The sequence below is a fragment of the Pseudoxanthomonas sp. z9 genome, from assembly GCF_006542425.1.
GTDB lineage: Bacteria > Pseudomonadota > Gammaproteobacteria > Xanthomonadales > Xanthomonadaceae > Pseudoxanthomonas_A.
Window position 1 is genome coordinate 114,512 of the sequence record NZ_VFID01000003.1, and the last position, 17,022, is coordinate 131,533.

The following is a 17,022-nucleotide window of genomic DNA, read 5'->3' on the forward strand; positions in this document are numbered from 1 at the left end:
TTCCCCGGATGGCGGGACGGCCGTGGCCGCCCGCCTGAGCCATCCCCTTTCCGCCATCACGCAACCGCCGGTCAGTTGCGCTCGTGGCTGCCATGGTCGGGCGAATGGCGTGACCGTTCGCGTGCTTCCAGCGCCGCCCTGCCCTGGGCCAGATAGGAATTCACCGCCGCCAGCCGTTGCCGCCACTCGCGCGCGATCTGCCAGTCGGCCAGGCGCATCAGTTCACTCGCCGCCGCCGCCAGCTTGATCAGGCCCAGGTTGCTGGCCACGCCTTTCAGCGCGTGCGCGTGATCGCGCAGGTGTTCGCCCTGGCCATGTTCCATCGCGTGCGCCATCGCGCCGATGCAGCCGTCGGCATCGTTGAGGCACTGCGCGATGAATTCGCGCTCGAAGGCTTCGCCCATGCCCAGCGCGCCGAGCTCGTCCAGCACGGTCATGTCGAGGATCTCGTCGCCCGCCCGCATCGCGGTGGTCGGCACCGGCGCCTGGGCTTGCGCCTGCGACGTGATCGAACCGTTGGTGGCGATTTCCGCCAGCGTATCCAGCAGGCGGGTCGCCACGACCGGCTTGGCCAGGAACGCGCGGGCACCCGCGCGTTCGCAGTTGCGGATGGCGTCCGGGGTAACGTCGGCGCTCAGGATCACCACCGGCGTGCGCTGGCCGGAGCCGGCTTCCATCACCCGCAGTTGCTTCAACAGATCCAGGCCGCTGACATCGGGCATGTGCAGATCGCAGATGACCGCATCGTAGTCGAATGAATCCAGGGCGTTGAGCACGTCCTCGCCGCCATTGACGCAGGTCACCCGGTGGCCGGCCTTCTGCAGCAGGCGCTGCACGACCATCCGGTTCGCCTCATGATCGTCGGCGACCAGGATCTGCATGCTGCGCACCCGCGCGCGATGGCGCAGGAACGGATCGGAGAACGCGATGATGTTTTCGGCGCCGGGCTTGCCGCTGGCGTCGTCGAGCCAGTTTGCCGGCACCTGGATGGCCGGAGTGACCTCGCGCGGCTGCACGGCTTCGAACGGCAATTCCACCCAGAACGAGCTGCCGCGCTGTTCGCTGCTCTCGAAACCGATGGTGCCGCCCATCGCCTCGGTCAGGCCCTTGGCGATGGTCGTGCCCAGGCCGGTGCCGCCATAGCGGCGTGCCAGGCTGACGTCGGCCTGCTCGAAGGCCTCGAACAGGCGTTCGCGGACCGAAGCGGGAATGCCGATGCCGGTATCGGTGACGGTGAAGCGCAACCGGTTCGGACTGCCGGCCAGCGCGACCTGCAGGCGGACTTCGCCCTTGTCGGTGAACTTGACCGCGTTGCCGGCCAGGTTCAGCAGGACCTGGCGCAGGTGTCCGGAATCGCCGCGCAGCACCGCGGGCACGTCGTCGTCGAAATGCACTTCGTAGTTGAGCTGCTTGCCGCGCGCCTGCGGCAGCAGGATCAGGCCGATGCTCTCGACCAGCTCGCGTGGCGAGAAATCGACCACGTTGAGCTTGAGCTTGCCGGCCTCGATGGCCGAGATGTCGAGCACGTCCTCCACCAGCGCCAGCAGGCTGCGGGTGGAGGCCTGGATGGTGGACAGGCATTCGCGCTGCTCGCTGTCCAGGCGGGTGGTCGCCAGCAGTTCGGACATGCCGGCCAGGCCATTGAGCGGCGTGCGGAATTCGTGGCTCATGTTGGCCAGGAAGCGGCTCTTGGCCTCGTTGGCCCGGCGCGCCTCCTCGGTGGCGCGGGTCAGGTCGCGCAGCAGGCCGGACAGGTACATCGGGACCGCGATCAAGCCGACCCACAGGCCCAGGCCGAGATTGAGGTTCTGCTGCCAGTACGGGCTGACCGTCAGCACGATGCCGAAGCTGATGCAGGCCGAGGCGACCGCGCCGAGCAGATAGCGGTTGCCGTAGCGCAGGCCGTTGCCGACCGTCACCCACATCAGGATCACGTACAGCCAGGCCAGCGGCTCGCCCTTGAGCACCATCGCCACGGTCATCAGGCCGTAGTCGGTGAGCATGCCGATGACCCGGCGGACGTGCGACTTGCCGGGCTCCAGCAGGATCGCGATGAACAGCATGAGGCCGACCGCGGCACCGACCCCGCTCATGGTCGCGGACCAGCGGTACACGTCCGGCGGCAGCGTGCCGTACAGGGCGGCAATGCCCATGTAGGCGATCACGCCGGTGAAGATGATCACGCGGATCGCCGTCTGGCCGTGCTCACTGTCCGGCCGGTTGGCCAGACGATGCTTGATCCATGAGACCAGATTGCGTTCCATGACTCATTCCATCCCTGGACGGCTCTGCACCGTCGAGTAGCGCTCGCAGATGTCGTCCAGACGTTCCCGCCCGCGGATGAGCGCATCCACGCAGGAGGGGTCGAACAGGCGGCCACGCTGGGCGTACAGGTACGCCAGCGCCGCGTCCTTCTCCCAGGCCTTCTTGTAGGGCCGGGGCGAAATCAGCGCGTCGAACACGTCCGCAACCGCCACTATCCTGGCTTCCAACGGAATCTCGTCGCCGACCAGGCCATCGGGATAGCCGCTGCCGTCGTAGCGCTCGTGGTGGCGCAGCGCGATGATCGCGCCGGTCTGGATGAAACGGTTCTGGCTGCCCGACAGCAACTGGTGGCCGATCTTCGGGTGCCGGCGCATCACGTCGGTCTCGTCATCGGTCAACGGACCGGGCTTCATCAGCACCGAATCGGGAATGGCGATCTTGCCCATGTCGTGCAGCGGGGCGGCCAGCTCGATGGCGCGGACCTCGTCCTCCGGCAGGCCCAGTTCGTCGGCGATCAGCGCGGCCACGTGGGCCATGCGCTCCAGGTAGGCGCTGGTGCCGCTGTCGCGGTACTCGATGGCGCGGGCCAGCCGCGACAGAGTCTCGCGCTCGCGCTCCTCGACCTCGTGCATGCTCGACAGCAGCCGCTGTTCCAGCGACAGGGCCCGCTGCTTGACGTTCTCGGACTGCTGGCGCAGTTGCAGCAGGTTGCGGCAGCGGGCACGCAGTTCGCGCGGACGGACCGGCTTGACCAGGAAATCGATGACCCCGGCTTCCAGCGCCGCCTGCCGGATCGGCTCGTCGCCGACCACGGTGATCAGGATGATGGGAATGTCGCGGTGCAGCGGCAGCCGGCGGAAGCGGCGGGCGAATTCCAGCCCGTCCATGCCCGGCATGCGGTAGTCCAGCAGCAGCAGATCGGTGCGGTTCTTCTCGCACCATTCCAGCGCGACCTGGGGATCCCCGAAGTCGTGCACGCTCAGTTCCGAGGCAATGTCCTCGATTACATGGCGCAGCATCGTGCGCGCCGAAGTCTGGTCATCGACGATGACGATATTCAAAGCGCTTCCCGCCCCTTGTGGCCACATGAAGTGACTGTCGGGCAAGGATACTCCGGCGATGGCTGCGCTGGCATCTAGCATGGGAACCGTTTCCTGCGTGTGTCGCTGACCACTGCTGCGGGGGATTCGCGGTCGTTGGCAGGTCAGGAACCCGACGCCGAACCACGGAGCGTGGGATTTTTGACGCAGAAAGCGTGCCAGTGCGGTTCAGGTCGCCGCCAGGAGGACGAAATCGGGATAGCAGTCACACAAAATGCCCGCAGGGCGGGCATTTTGGCGAAAATGGACGGACGGTTCCGGCCGCGGAAGGGGCGCCACGCACAAGGTCCGGACGCGGTGGATGACGGGTTCCGGGCCTGCAAATCGACCCACCGCGTCACCTGGCCTGTCGCGGCACGACCGTTCGCGTCAGCCGTGGTGTTCCGGACGCATGTACGGGAACAGCAGCACGTCGCGGATCGAATCCGAACCGGTCAGCAGCATCACCAGCCGGTCGATGCCGATGCCCAGCCCGCCGGTCGGCGGCAGGCCCACTTCCAGGGCGCGGATGTAGTCGGCATCGTAATGCATCGCCTCGTCGTCGCCGCCCTCCTTGGCCGCTACCTGGGCCTGGAAGCGCGCGGCCTGGTCTTCCGGATCGTTGAGCTCGGAGAAACCGTTGGCCAGCTCCTTGCCGTTGATGAACAGCTCGAAACGATCGGTGTAGCCCGGGTCGTTGTCGTTGGCGCGCGCCAGCGGCGACACCTCGACCGGATGATCGGTGATGAAGGTCGGCTGGATCAGGGTGTGCTCGACGGTCTTCTCGAAGATCTCCAGCAGCAGCTTGCCCCAGCCGTAGGACGGCTTGATGGCGATCTTCAGGCGCTGGCAATGACCCGCCAGGGCCTCGCGGTCGGTGCAGTCGGCCAGGCTGATCTCGGGATTATGGTGGCGCACCGCCTCGTCCATCCGCCAGCGGCGGAACGCCGGCTCCAGGTCGATGGCCTGGCCTTCCCAGTTCACCGCGCCGGTGCCCAGCACTTCGTGGGCGACGTCGCGGATGACCGACTCGGTCAGGTCCATGATCTCGTTGTACGTGGCGTAAGCCTCGTACAGCTCGAGCATGGTGAATTCGGGATTGTGGCGGGTGCTGACGCCTTCGTTGCGGAAGTTGCGGTTGATCTCGTAGACGCGCTCCAGGCCGCCGACCACCAGCCGCTTGAGGTACAGCTCCGGCGCCACCCGCAGGTAGAGATCCATGTCCAGCGCGTTGTGGTGGGTCACGAACGGCTTGGCCGCGGCGCCGCCGGGGATGTAGTGCATCATCGGCGTTTCCACTTCCAGGAAGCGGCGCGCGTCCAGCCATTCGCGGATCGCGCGGATGATGCGCGAGCGCTTGATGAAGACATCGCGCGCCTCCGGAGTGACGATCAGATCCACGTAGCGCTGGCGATAGCGCTGCTCGACGTCGGAAAGCCCGTGCCACTTGTCCGGCAGCGGGCGCAGCGCCTTGGTCAGCAGGCGCAGCCGGTCGGCCTTGACCGACAGTTCGCCGGTCTTGGTGCGGGTCAGCGCGCCCTCGGCGGCGACGATGTCACCGATGTCCCAGCCCTTGAAGGCGTCATAAGTGTCGCCCAGCGCGTTGGCCTGCAGGAACAGCTGCAGGCGGCCGGATTCGTCCTGGATCTGCACGAAGCTGGCCTTGCCCATCACCCGCTTGGCCATCAGCCGGCCGGCGACGCTGACCCGGCGGTTGGCCGCTTCCAGGCTCTCGGCGGTCCACAGCTCGCCATCGGCGTACTGGGCCTGCAGGTCACCGGCGTAGTCGGCGCGGCGGAAGTCATTCGGATAGGCGATGCCCTGCCCGCGCAGCGCCGTCAGTTTCGCGCGGCGCTCGGCGATGAGGCTGTTCTCGTCGGCGTGGGGCGTCGGCACGGGGGTCTGTTCGGTCATGGCGGGAATATGGATGGGGAAACGTGGGTGGGTGCGGCCGGGACCGCGGGCTCGGGCGGAGCGCGCGGCCCCGCCCGGTGATTATGCGTCGATGCGTTTGGCGCCGGCTTCCAGGCCGGTCTTCAGGCTGGCTTCGAGGAACTCGTCCAGGTCGCCGTCCAGCACCTTCTGGGTATCGGTGCGCTCGATGCCGGTGCGCAGATCCTTGATCCGGCTCTGGTCGAGCACGTAGTTGCGGATCTGGCTGCCCCAGCCGATGTCGGCCTTGGTCGCTTCCAGCGCGTTCTTCTCGGCGTTGCGCTTCTGGATCTCGATCTCGTACAGCTTGGCCTTCAGCATCTTCATCGCGCGATCGCGGTTGGCATGCTGGCTGCGTTCGGTCTGGCAGGCCACCACTACGCCGCTGGGCATGTGGGTGATGCGCACGGCCGATTCGGTCTTGTTGACGTGCTGGCCGCCGGCGCCGGAGGAGCGGTAGACGTCGGTCTTCAGGTCCGCCGGGTTGATCTCGATGTCGATGTTGTCGTCGACTTCCGGCGCCACGAACACCGAGGTGAAGCTGGTGTGGCGGCGGTTGTCCGAGTCGAACGGCGACTTGCGCACCAGCCGGTGAACGCCGATTTCGGTCTTCAGCCAGCCGTAGGCATAGTCGCCCTCGACCCGGAAGGTCGCCGACTTGATACCGGCCACTTCACCGTCGCTGGCTTCCATCAGCTCGACCTTCCAGCCGCGCGACTCGGCCCAGCGCAGGTACATGCGCAGCAGGATTTCGGCCCAGTCCTGGGCCTCGGTGCCACCGGCGCCGGCCTGGATGTCGACGAAGGCGTTGGCGCTGTCCATCTCGCCGGAGAACATGCGCTGGAATTCCAGCTTGTCCACCCGGCCGGCGAAGCGCTCCACGTCCTCGACCACCGCCTGCGCGGTTTCCTCGTCGTTCTCGCTCTCGGCCAGTTCCAGCAGTTCGCTCGAGCCGATCAGCCCCTCGTCGATCTCGCGGATGCCGTTGACGGTCTTGTCCAGCAGCGAGCGCTCGCGGCCCAGTTGCTGGGCGTATTCGGGGTTGTTCCAGATATCGGGGCTTTCCAGCTCCCGGTTCACTTCTTCCAGGCGTTCGCGCTTGGAATCGTAGTCAAAGATACCCCCGTAGCGAAACCAGCCGGCCCTGCAGGTCGGCGATGCGCTGGCGGATGGGGTTCAGTTCGATCATGGCGGGAGGTGGGGGCACACAGAGGAACCGGGGATTGTAACAAGCCGCCGCCGACCCCGCCCGCCCGAAGCGTGGAGCGGCGGCTTCTGGGAGCATTCCTATGGGGCCGGGCCGGCTTCCAGCCCAGAATGTCCGCTTTTCCACGACCCGACGCCATGAAATCGAAGTTCCTCCTCGTTCTCGCGCCGATGTTGCTGGTTCTGCTGGCCACCGGTTGCGCCGGAAACGTGCGCTGGAAACACCCCTCTCCCGACGACGCCCTGCTCCGCCGGATGCTGGCGGATGTCGAGGGCTTCCATGTCACCGGCCGCTGGGGCCGCGAGGACAATGCCCTGCTGTCGCCGGAGCGGGCCCGCGCCATCCTGGCGCGGCAGCAGGTTCCCGACGAGGACACCCCGCCGTTCCAGTTCACCGAAGTCAGCGGCCGTGTCATCACCATCCGCGGCTATGGTCAATTCATTCCCGCGGATGACCTGTCCCGACCCCGGCGCCGCCACCTGTACCACTATCGCGGAGAACTGACCCACGCCGCCTATGCGCTTCGGCACATGGCCCCGGCGGTATGCGATCTGAGGCTGTATACGAAGCCGCAGGCTCTGGAATTCACCTGGATTGACGGCAGCGCCGGTCACGGCGTTACCCAGGCGATGGAGTTCGACGGCGAGCTCAGCGCGGATTGCCATTACGTGGAGACGGAAGGAAACGGCTCGCCGATACGCTACGACATCCTCCAGGGCTATCAGCCCTACGCGCGCAAGCGCGGCCGCGTCCTTTCGATCAAGATGTTCTGAACGGCACTCGCGCCGGTGGCCTCGCCGCATGAGCAAAGCCCCTCGCAACCGGAGATCGGAGTGCGGGCGGATGGCGCCGATGCGCCATCCGCCCGCCGGCCATCAATACAGCCCCATCACCGATACGCCCGCGAAGGCGGTTTCGCCCACGACGCGCAGGTAGTAGGTTCCCGGCGCCGGGTTGGTGATCAATACCGCTTCGCTGTTTCCGGGTTTGACCGACTTGCGGTCGTACAGGGTCGCCGTGGGTACGCGCTCGCGCGCGACGTAAATCGACACGTCACCGCTGCCACCATAGCTGCGCAGGTTGAGGCTGGTCCGCCCCGCCGGCACCACGATGCGATACAGCAGCGAATCGCCCGCCGCGCCGGTCTGCGCGGTCAGGGCAACGCGGTTGCTGAGCAGTTCGCCCTCGTCTTCGGGAACCTCCTGGGTCGCCGCCTGTACCGCGGCGGCGGCGTCGACGATGCCCGGCCCCTGCGGCTTGCTGACCGGCGGCGCCACGGTGAAGGGCTTCACGGTGCCCTTCAGCAATTGCTTGACCTGCTCGGGCGTGAGCGGCGGACGGCCGGCGGCGTTGGCCGCGGCCTGCATCAGCGCGACCACGCCGGCCACGTGCGGACTGGCCATCGAGGTACCGATCATGCCCATCAGGCGATCGCCCTCCGGACTCGGCACCGGCGCCTCCGTGCCGGCGTTGCCGAGCGACCAGATCCAGCGATCCTCCGGATCCGACCCGCTGGTGGCGTTGCCGCCCGGCGCGGTGATCGTGACGGAAGCGCCGTAGTTGGAGAACCATGAACGCGCGCCGTCGATGCCATTGGCGCCGACGGTGATCACGCCCTTGCAGCTGGCCGGCGAATAGAACCCGGCATCGGCATTGTCGTTGCCGGCGGCCACCACCACGGTGACGCCGCGCGATACCGCGCCATCGATCGCCTCCTGGGTCGCCGGGTCCTGGCTGCAGGATCCGCTGCCGCCCAGGCTGAGGTTGACCACCTCCGCCGGATCGGCATTGTCGGGCACGCCGTCGACGTGCCCGCCGGAAGCCCACACGATGGCGTCGCTGATGTCCGAGGTGTAGCCGCCGCCATGGCCCAGCACGCGCACCGGCTGGACCTTGGCGCCGAACGCCACGCCCGCCAGCCCCGCGCCATTGTTGGTGGTGGCCGCGACCGTGCCGGCCACGTGGGTGCCATGGAAGGAACTGGGGTCGCCGCCGTACCAGTCGCCGGGATCGTGCGCGTCGGGATCGCGGCCGTCGCCATCGCCGCCGACTTCCGGGTCATGCACGAAGTCGTAGCCCGGCACGATGTTGGCGTTGAGGTCGGCGTGATCCAGGTAGCCGGTATCGAGCACCGCCACCACCACGCCGTCGCCGTGGCTGAGGTCCCAGGCCGCGGGCATGCCGATGCCGGCGGTGGGATGGGTGTAGTGCCATTGCAGATCGAAGCGCGGGTCATCGGGGATGAAATCCAGCCGATGCTTGATGTAGTCCGGCTGGGCATACTTCACCGCCGGATCGGCGCGCAGTTCCGCCAGCAGGGCGTCGGATTCAGTACGGGAGAGCTTGCGCGACAACCGGACCACGTCGGCGCCGCTCGCCATCCGGCGAAGATGCTGTACATCCAACGCGGTGACGCCTCGCGCCGAAGTGCTCGGGCCGGCCACGCCCGCGCGCCGTGCCGCCGCCTGCACCGCATCGCGCATGGCGGCGCCGCTGAGAACGGCGCGCGCACCGTCACGCTGGCGCACGATGAAGCGATCGAATCCGGACTGCGCGGGTGCGCCGGGCAGCATGCGCTTGCCTTGCGACGCGATCGACGAGCCGGCGGCGGCAGAAGCCCGCAGGGTGCCGCCGCTGGCCGAAGCGGTCGTGGCCAGCGTGCTGAGGCCCGCCGGCGGCCAGGGCGTGCCACCGGTCAGGTAGCCCGATGCGAATGCCGACAGGGCCGCCACGACCGCGGTGGCCAGGGTGCCGGTGCAGATGATGCGGGTGCTCTTTTTCATTGCTCTCTCCGGAAGGATTCAGGGATACGTCCGCGGCGGACGGCTCACGCCTGGCGCCGCCGCATGTGACGGTGAAAAGCGAAGTGGATGCCGAAGGTCGACGACCGCGCCATCGACCCGCGCGGTCGCCCGCGCGGGTCGCGGCATGGCCTACAGGTCGATACCGAAACCGATGCCGGCCGACGATTCATCGCTGCTGAAGGCGCCACCGATGCTCAGCGAGGCGCGCTCGCCCAGCGGACGCGAGTAGCCCACCGACAGCGCGCTTTCGCCGTCCTGCCAGCCGGCACCGACCGCGACACGTCCGCGCGGGCTGCGGCTGTTGGCCGCGTTGATGGCCATGTTCAACATCGCCGCGCTCATCGCGCCCTGGCGGTTGATGCGCTCGTCCTGCCGGTTCAGGCGGTGATCGAGTTCGCCGCGCAGGCCGCTGAACTCATCGCTGAGCGCCTTCACCCGGCTGTCGGTGTATGCATTGGCCGAGGTCAGGGTCTTGGTCGCGGTCGCGTCGGTATAGGCATTGGCGCTGGCGACCGTCTCGGCATCCGGCGCCGCGCTCACCGGCGGCGCGGCGGCGGCCGGCGGGGATCCGGCGACAGCATCGGCCCCCACCGGTCCTGGCGGTGACACGGGCGCCGCCGACGCGGTGGACGTGCCACTGTCGCCAGCGACGCTGGCCGCGTCGTCGTTGCCGGGAGATGTCGCCGCGACGGTGCCGCCCTGGGGCTTGCCAGGTTCCTTGCCCGGCGAGTTGCCATTGCCCTGGGCGTTGCCGCTGTTGCCCGGCTTCTGCTCCAGTTGATCCACGCGGGTGTTGAGCCCGTCGATCGCGCCATCCAGCGCGCCCAGCGCATCGCCGACGTTGTAGTAACTCCCGCCCTGGATGCCGTAGACCGGACCGACCAGTCCGTTCGGGCCCATCGACGCGCCGCCACCCAGCGCCTGCGCCATGCCATCGCCCACCTGGAAAAGCTGGCTCCCGTTGACCGCCTCGCGGCTGCCGGCGGCCAGGCGTCCGTCGGCGACATTGCCGATGACGGTGCCGTCCGTGCCCGCCAGGGTCAGCGAGTCCTTGTCCTCGTCGTCGTACTTCACCGTCGAGGCCAATTCCTCGTCGACCTCGCCCACCGCGGCGTTCAACTGCCCGAGATTGACCGCATCGGTGTCGGCGCTGCCCGCCCTGACGTGCGTGATCTGGCGCTCGCCGCCGGCCACGCCCACCGAAACGCTGCCGGCACGATCGGCGATCGAGCCCGCGCCCAATGCCACCGCATTCGCGGCGGTGACCCGGGCGCGCGCACCAATTGCGGTGCCGTCCTGGGCGCTGTCGGCCACCCGCGCGTCGTAGCCCAGCGCGGTGGCGGCCTGCGCGCGTGCTTGCGCATTGGAGCCCACCGCGGTCGCGGTCGCGACGATCGCCTGGGTATTGGCACCCAGCGCGGTCGCGTTGGTCGCGGTGGCGCGCGCGTTGTTGCCAAGAGCCGACGCGCTGATCTTTGCCGCCTGGCTGCCTGCGCCCACCGCGGTGGTGCCGTTCGCCGTCGCCGCCGCGCCCTCGCCGGCGGCCAGCGCGCCCTGGCCATTGACCCGGGCATCGTCGCTGCCATCCTGCTTGCCGCTGGACTTGAAGTAGTGGCTGGCCTGGCTGCCGGCGTCCGCCACCGCGTCGAGCTGCGCCTTGTTCACCGCATCGGTGGCTTCGGTGCCCGCCGCCACGTTGGTGATCTGGCGATCAATGGCCGCATGCACGGTGCCACCGGCGTCGGTCCAGTCGTGCGCCGCGCCGACCGACACGCTGTTGGCGCGATCGGCCAGCGACCCTTCGCCCAGTGCGACCGCGTTGGCTGCGTCCGGCGTGGTCCATGCGTTGGCGCCGAGCACCGTGGCGCGATCGGCCTGGGCGAAGCTGTTGAAGCCCAGCGAGGTCGCCGAACCGCCGATGGCCCAGCTTTCCGCGCCAACGGCCGTGGTGTAGTCGCCCACCAGTTCGCTGTCCCAGTACGAGCCGGCATAGGCGCCCGCGCCCAGCGCGGTGCTGTAGCGGCCAGTGGCGGCCGCGGAACTGAAGGAGCCGTCGGAAAACCCACCCAACGCGGTGCTGAACTGCCCGCTCGCCGCGGCGTTCTCGCCAACCGCGGTGCCGTTGGTGCCGATGTAGATGGTCTCGCCGGTTTCTTCGTCGACCGCCCAGTAACCGGAGGTCGCGCCCGCACCGATCGCCACGCCGCCGCCTCCGGCGGTGGCGCCGGCACCGACCGTGGTCGAATTCCATCCCTCCGCGTAGGCGCCCACGCCCACCGCCGTGGCCTGCCACGCCGACGCGGTGGCGAATGCGCCCAGCGCGGTGGCGAACGGCGCGTCGGCCAGCGAGTTTCCACCCACCGCGGTGGACAGGAAGCCGTTGTTCTGGGCGCCGGCCCCCACCGAGACGCCCATCGCGCCGTTGGAAACCGCACTCGGGCCCACCGCCACCGATCCGCCGCCGTTGGCCTGCGCGCCGTTGCCGGCAGCGAAACTGTCGTCGCCCTCGGCCAATGCGTTGCTGCCGATCGCCGCGCTGTTGGCACCATTGGCGATCGCGCCATACCCGTTGGCGGTGCTCTGCTCGCCCACCGCGTTGGCACCGGTACCGAAAGCCGAGGCTCCCTGGCCAAGCGCCAGGCTGGATCCGCCCACGGCAGTCGCATGATCGCCCACCGCGTTGCTCTGGTAGCCGACCGCGGTACTTTCCACACCGCCCGCCACGGCGTTGGCACCCACCGCGGCGGCATGCTCGGCGTCGGCGATCGCCGCATCGCTGCCATCACCCGCGCCGTCGGCGGCGAGGTAGTGATTGGCGTCGCCCACGCTGTCGGCCACCGCATCCAGTTGCGCCTTGTTCACCGCGTCGGTGGCTTCCGTGCCCGCCGCCACGTTGGTGATCTGGCGATCGATCGCGGCGAAGGTATTGCCGTACTGATCCGTCCACGCCTGCGCCGCGCCGACCGACACGCTGTTGGCGCGATCACCGGTGCTGGAGCCGTGGCCAAGGGCGACGCTGTTGTCCGCGGTCGCCGAGGTGTACGAACCCACCGCGGTGCTGTTGTCCGCCATCGCCCAGGCGTTGGATCCCAGCGCGGCGGCGCCGCTGCCGAAACCGTAGCTGTTGTAGCCGACCGACGTGGCTTCCTCGCCGGTGGACCAGCTTTCGCGGCCCAGGGCGACACCGTTGAGGCCGGTCAGGGTATTGTTGCCGACCGAGACGCCACCCTCGCCGGTCCTGGCCTGCACACCGACGCCGGTGCCGGCAATGCCGGCGATGGTGCCCTGGCCGACCGCCACCGACACGTCGGCCGCCTGCGCACCGGCGCCGAGCGCGGTGGCGAACAGGCCGTTGGCCCAACTGCCCGCACCCAACGCGGTGGCCTTCCAGCCGCTGCCCACGGCCCCGGCGCCGAACGCCGAACTCTCGCGGCCGTCGGCCCAGGCGAACATGCCCGCGGCGGTCGCGAACAGGCCGTTGGCTTCCGCCTGGCCTCCCAGCGCCATCGCGCCCAGGCCCCGCGCCAGTGCCTGGTTGCCTATCGCCACCCCGCTGCCATCCAACGCGCTGGCGGCGTTGCCGATGGCCACCGAGGCGCCGCCTTCCGCATTGGCGCCATGGCCCTGGGCGACGGCGTCACCGCCGCTGGCGACGCTGCCGTATCCGCTGGCCACGCTGTGGTCGCCAATCGCATTCGCGCCGGTGCCGAACGCCGAAGCGCCCTGCCCAAGCGCCAGGCTGGATCCGCCGACGGCGGTGCTGTAGTCGCCGGCCGCCTGGCTCTGGTAGCCGTAGGCGCTGCTCTCGACACCACTGGCCACGCTATGCGCGCCGGTGGCGGTGCTCGACTCGCCCGCGGCCATGCTCTGTGCACCGGTGGCGGTGGCATTGTTGCCCAGCGCGCTGGCGTGATCGCCGATGGCCTGCGCGCCGATGCCGCTGGCACCGGCAGCATTGCCGATGGCGGTGGCGTTCTGCCCCTCGGCGAACGTGGCCTCGCCGACATCGGGTTCGCCATCGCCGTCCAGATCCACCCATTCGCTGCCACCGATGGCGATGGTGCCCTCACCGGTCGCGGCGGCATTGTTGCCTACCGCCACCGCACGCGCACCGTAGGCCAGGCTGTTGCCACCGATGCCGACACTGCCGCCGCCCACCGCGGTGGCGTAGCCGCCGACCGCGACGCCGAAGTCGCCGGCCACCGCGCGCGAATTGGCGCCAAGCGCGACGCCCGCCTCGCCATTGGCGCCGGCATTGAAGCCGCCCACCAGGCTGCCGTCACCATAGGCCTGCGCCGCACCGCCGATGGCGGTCGATCCCATGCCGGCAGCGGTGCTCAGCGCGCCGATCGCGGTGGCCGCCTGCTCGGCCGTGGCTTCGGCGCTCGCGCCCACCGCGGTGTTGCCGAAACCCGCGGCAAGCGAACTCTGTCCCAGCGCGGTGCTGGCATCGCCGTAGGCGAATGCGCCCTGGCCGAATGCGCTGGCGCCGATACCGTAGGCGACACTCTGCCCGCCAATCGCGGTCGCGGCATTGCTGGCCGCCCAACTGCTGTCACCCATCGCCATGGTGTAGTCGCCCTCGGCCTTGGCGCCGGATCCCATCGCGATGGCGCTGTAGCCATTGGCCACCGCTTGCACCGGTCCCTCGATTTCGGGCGTCCACGGCAGATCCTGTGGCCCGGTGACCTTCAGGAAATAGAGGTCGAGGATCGAGGACGCCGCCACGGCGGCGGGAGCAGCCACCGTGGTCGTGGCCCGATCGCATTGGCGCGCGTCCACGCCCTCTTTCGTGGTGGATGCCTGCATTGCGCATTCTTCGGCGTCCGCGGCACGCAAGGACGTGTCCGCACCATCCGCGAACGCGGGCGGCGCACCGAGCGCGATGAGCAGGGCGGAGGCGATCACGCCGATACCCCCGCCGGGGCCGGAACGACGGCGTGAATCACGCTTGCCGCGGGCCGAAGCCAGTTCCGAAGTGACCACCAGCGCCTGCCTGGCATGGCTCCATACACGACAGAAAATCTTGTTCATCTCGATCTCCGCTCCTGCTTCGTCATTTCGATAGGCAAGCCACGCCCGTCGGCCCAGGGCATGCGGAAAATCCGCCTGCGGCCGTTGCATCGCATTGCCGTGTGGATGGGTGGCGCGCCCTGCCCCGGGCTTTCCACCGGATGGAACTGCGCGTCGTCTGCAACGCCGCCGGGCTGACCGCGAAACTAAGTTGCGCGCGCCGGCGTTGTCACGCTCGCGTTCTCGCCGAATAATCACCGATATCTCACCGGCGCCAGCGGATGCTGGTGGCCCCCGCCTCCGGGCCAGTGGCATGCAAAGGAGTCCCGTCCTGTCGACCCCCGCCGTTTTGCCGGACACCCTCTGGGGTTCCCTCGCGCACTGGCTGCGCAGCGCCCCCGTCGCCGATGCCGTCGACCGGCGCAATGCGCCGGCCATGCAGTTGCTGCTGATGTTCTACGGGACCGCGTTGCCGGCCAACTGGGCCTGGCACCTTTCGTCGCGGCCGATACCGCCCGGCTGGGCCATCGTCCTGCTGCTGGATTTCGCCACCGCCGCGCTCGCCCTGCTATGCGTGGGACTGATCCGGCGTGGCCACTTCCGCCCCGCCGTGAGGCTGTTCCTCGGCGCGCTGCTGTTCTCGCTTGCACTGGCTTTCCACAAGCTCGGCGCGCAGGCGCAACTCATCGATCAGACCGCGGTGATCCTGTGCCTGGTCATTTCCGGCCTGGTGCTGGGCCGGCGCGCGCTCTGGACGGTGTTCGCGCTGTTGCTGGCGGTGTTCGCATTCGGCTTCGCCACCGACGCCCAGAACACCGCCAGGGGAGCGCAATGGATCAGCAATGCGCTACGCAACGCGCCTTCGCTGGTGATCAGCTACCTGATCATCACCGCGATCCTGGATCGGGCCGTCACCGCGCTGCGCGAAAGCCTGCAGGACGCCAATGCACGCGGCCAGGAACTGCAGAAGGAAATGGCGCGACGCGAGCGCGCCCAGAACCAGCTCGTCCACGCCCAGAAGATGGAAGCCAGCGGCCGCCTGGCCAGCGGCGTCGCGCATGATTTCAACAACGTCCTGGGCGTGATCCAGGGGTTCGCCGCGCAACGGCATCGCGCCCTCGAACTCGCCGATCCCGTCGCCCGCAGCGCGAGCCTGGAAGCGGCGCTGGAAGGCGTGGAGGAGGCCGCCGAGCGCGGGACCGCGGTCACCCGCAAGCTGCTCGCTTTCAGTCGCAACGACCGCCTGCGCATCGAAACGTTCGATGCCCGCGACGCCATTGACGGCATGCGGCCGATGCTGCGCCAACTGTTTCCCGCTTCGATCCGGCTGGAGCTTGCCGCCGGTGGCGAAGCGTTGCCCGTGCACCTGGATCGCAGCGAGTTCGAGTTGATGATCCTCAACATCGCCGCCAATGCGCGCGATGCCATGCCCGAGGGCGGGCGTTTCCTGATCGCCACCACCCGCCAGGACGATGTGGTGAGGATCGATCTCGGCGACAGCGGCCAGGGCATGTCCGCGCAGGTCCGTGCACGCGTGTTCGAGCCGTTCTTCAGCACCAAGCCGAGTAGCACCGGAACCGGCCTGGGCCTGTCCATCGTGCATGACCTGGTCAACGCGATCGGCGGCGACATCGAGGTCGACAGCACGCCCGGCCGTGGCACGACCTTCACGATCCGGTTGCCCTGCGCCGGCACTGGCCAGGAGCGCGCGGGCTGAACCGGCGGGACGTCGCGAGGCACCGCGCCGGGCCGCATCGCGACTTCAGTGTGCCGCCAGCACGTAGCCTTCGCCGTGCACGGCATTGAGCGGCAGCGGTTCGCCGCAGATGTTGGCGACCTTGCGGCGCAACCGGTAGATCAGCGAGTCCAGCCGGTGCGGGTCGAAATCGTAGACGTTGTCGGTCAGCGCGGCCACCAGTTGATCGCGGGTGACGAGTTGGCCCGGCGCAGCGGTCAGGCGCTCCACCACCCGGCGCTCGGTACGAGTCAATGCGACCGTTCCTCCCGCCGGCGACAGCAGGCACCAACCGCCCTCGTCCAGTTGCCACGCGCCGCGTACGGCCGGTGCGGCCATCCGCACCGGCGCAATGCCTTGCAGCCGCCTCAGCAGGCTGTACAGGGTGGCAGCCAGCAGTTCCACCTCCACGGGTTTGGCCAGGTACGCATCCGCCCCCTGGCTGAGGCCGCGCACGCGATCGAGGGTCTCGGCGCGCCCGGTCAGCATGACGATGCCGATATGCGGAAACGCGTCGCGCAATTCACGCGCGACCGCGAAACCGTCGGCGTCGGGCAGGCCAACATCCAGCACCGCGATGTCGTAGCGGTGCCTGGCCAGGTGCACGTGCAGCGCCGCCGCCGAATCCATGCCGGTGACCGCGAAGCCGAATCCGGCCAGTCCCGGCAGCAGTATCCGCTCGCGCAACAGCGCATCGTCTTCCAGCAACGCCACGGAGGGCACTGCGTGTTCCATCGGGGCCGTCATGGCCATCCTCGATTCCCCCTGTACCGCCATCCCGCATCGACCGTAGCGGAAAGTTCGTTCGCGATGCATGAAGAAAGTGCACGCTTCCACCCATCCGCGCGCGCGCGATGGGATTTCAGGACCGAATCTTGACCAAGCACACAATCATTTCGTGAACATCGCGCGATGCGGCGAAACGAAAGCTTGCCAGGCACTCGCTTTCGCGCTGGCGGGCAGGATGCCGGCCACGCCGTCGCGCGC

General features: G+C 68.8%; 9 protein-coding genes. 2 read left to right on the forward strand and 7 right to left on the reverse strand.

What is annotated here, in order from left to right:
- Positions 1-71 precede the first annotated feature (71 nt).
- The 4 genes from FG323_RS03040 to prfB all read right to left on the reverse strand — a co-directional run bounded on the left by FG323_RS03040 (position 72) and on the right by prfB (position 6,465).
- Positions 72-2,264, reverse strand: coding sequence for an ATP-binding protein (locus tag FG323_RS03040; protein WP_141452967.1), 2,193 nt, complete (start codon positions 2,262-2,264; stop codon positions 72-74).
- Positions 2,265-2,267: 3 nt separating this feature from the next.
- The gene (locus tag FG323_RS03045; RefSeq protein ID WP_255470022.1) at positions 2,268-3,353 is read right to left on the reverse strand and encodes a two-component system response regulator; all 1,086 of its coding nucleotides are present in this window, start codon (positions 3,351-3,353) and stop codon (positions 2,268-2,270) included.
- A gap of 381 nt (positions 3,354-3,734) precedes the next feature.
- On the reverse strand, positions 3,735-5,258 hold the full coding sequence (gene lysS / locus FG323_RS03050; protein WP_141452969.1) for a lysine--tRNA ligase: 1,524 nt from the start codon (positions 5,256-5,258) through the stop codon (positions 3,735-3,737).
- 81 nt (positions 5,259-5,339) lie between these two features.
- A protein-coding gene (gene prfB, locus FG323_RS03055; protein ID WP_141452970.1) for a peptide chain release factor 2 occupies positions 5,340-6,465 on the reverse strand; the annotation gives its coding sequence in 2 pieces (ribosomal slippage) (positions 5,340-6,389 and positions 6,391-6,465; 1,125 coding nt in all).
- Between the two features lie 155 nt (positions 6,466-6,620).
- Here prfB and FG323_RS03060 point away from each other — a divergent pair.
- Positions 6,621-7,256, forward strand: coding sequence for a hypothetical protein (locus FG323_RS03060; protein WP_141452971.1), 636 nt, complete (start codon positions 6,621-6,623; stop codon positions 7,254-7,256).
- 102 nt (positions 7,257-7,358) lie between these two features.
- Here FG323_RS03060 and FG323_RS03065 read toward each other — a convergent pair whose 3' ends face one another.
- Both FG323_RS03065 and FG323_RS03070 read right to left on the reverse strand, forming a co-directional pair.
- On the reverse strand, positions 7,359-9,266 hold the full coding sequence (locus tag FG323_RS03065) for a S8 family peptidase (protein WP_141452972.1): 1,908 nt from the start codon (positions 9,264-9,266) through the stop codon (positions 7,359-7,361).
- Between the two features lie 150 nt (positions 9,267-9,416).
- On the reverse strand, positions 9,417-14,321 hold the full coding sequence (locus FG323_RS03070; protein WP_181444071.1) for an ESPR-type extended signal peptide-containing protein: 4,905 nt from the start codon (positions 14,319-14,321) through the stop codon (positions 9,417-9,419).
- A 292-nt stretch (positions 14,322-14,613) separates the two neighbouring features.
- Between FG323_RS03070 and FG323_RS03075 the strand changes: the two genes are divergently transcribed.
- Positions 14,614-16,017, forward strand: a complete 1,404-nt coding sequence (locus FG323_RS03075) for an ATP-binding protein (RefSeq protein ID WP_141452974.1) — start codon at positions 14,614-14,616, stop codon at positions 16,015-16,017.
- A 45-nt stretch (positions 16,018-16,062) separates the two neighbouring features.
- Here FG323_RS03075 and FG323_RS03080 read toward each other — a convergent pair whose 3' ends face one another.
- Entirely contained in the window at positions 16,063-16,788 is a 726-nt protein-coding gene (locus FG323_RS03080) for a response regulator transcription factor (RefSeq protein WP_255469997.1), read from the reverse strand.
- Between the last annotated feature and the right edge of the window lie 234 nt (positions 16,789-17,022).

Bases quoted from the DNA above. Each gene is read 5' to 3' on its own strand.
- FG323_RS03040 (WP_141452967.1), bottom strand. From the start codon at position 2,264: ATGGAACGCAATCTGGTCTCATGGATCAAGCATCGTCTGGCCAACCGG.
- FG323_RS03045 (WP_255470022.1), bottom strand. From the start codon at position 3,353: ATGTGGCCACAAGGGGCGGGAAGCGCTTTGAATATCGTCATCGTCGAT.
- lysS (WP_141452969.1), bottom strand. From the start codon at position 5,258: ATGACCGAACAGACCCCCGTGCCGACGCCCCACGCCGACGAGAACAGC.
- FG323_RS03060 (WP_141452971.1), top strand. From the start codon at position 6,621: ATGAAATCGAAGTTCCTCCTCGTTCTCGCGCCGATGTTGCTGGTTCTG.
- FG323_RS03065 (WP_141452972.1), bottom strand. From the start codon at position 9,266: ATGAAAAAGAGCACCCGCATCATCTGCACCGGCACCCTGGCCACCGCG.
- FG323_RS03070 (WP_181444071.1), bottom strand. From the start codon at position 14,321: ATGAACAAGATTTTCTGTCGTGTATGGAGCCATGCCAGGCAGGCGCTG.
- FG323_RS03075 (WP_141452974.1), top strand. From the start codon at position 14,614: ATGCAAAGGAGTCCCGTCCTGTCGACCCCCGCCGTTTTGCCGGACACC.
- FG323_RS03080 (WP_255469997.1), bottom strand. From the start codon at position 16,788: ATGGCCATGACGGCCCCGATGGAACACGCAGTGCCCTCCGTGGCGTTG.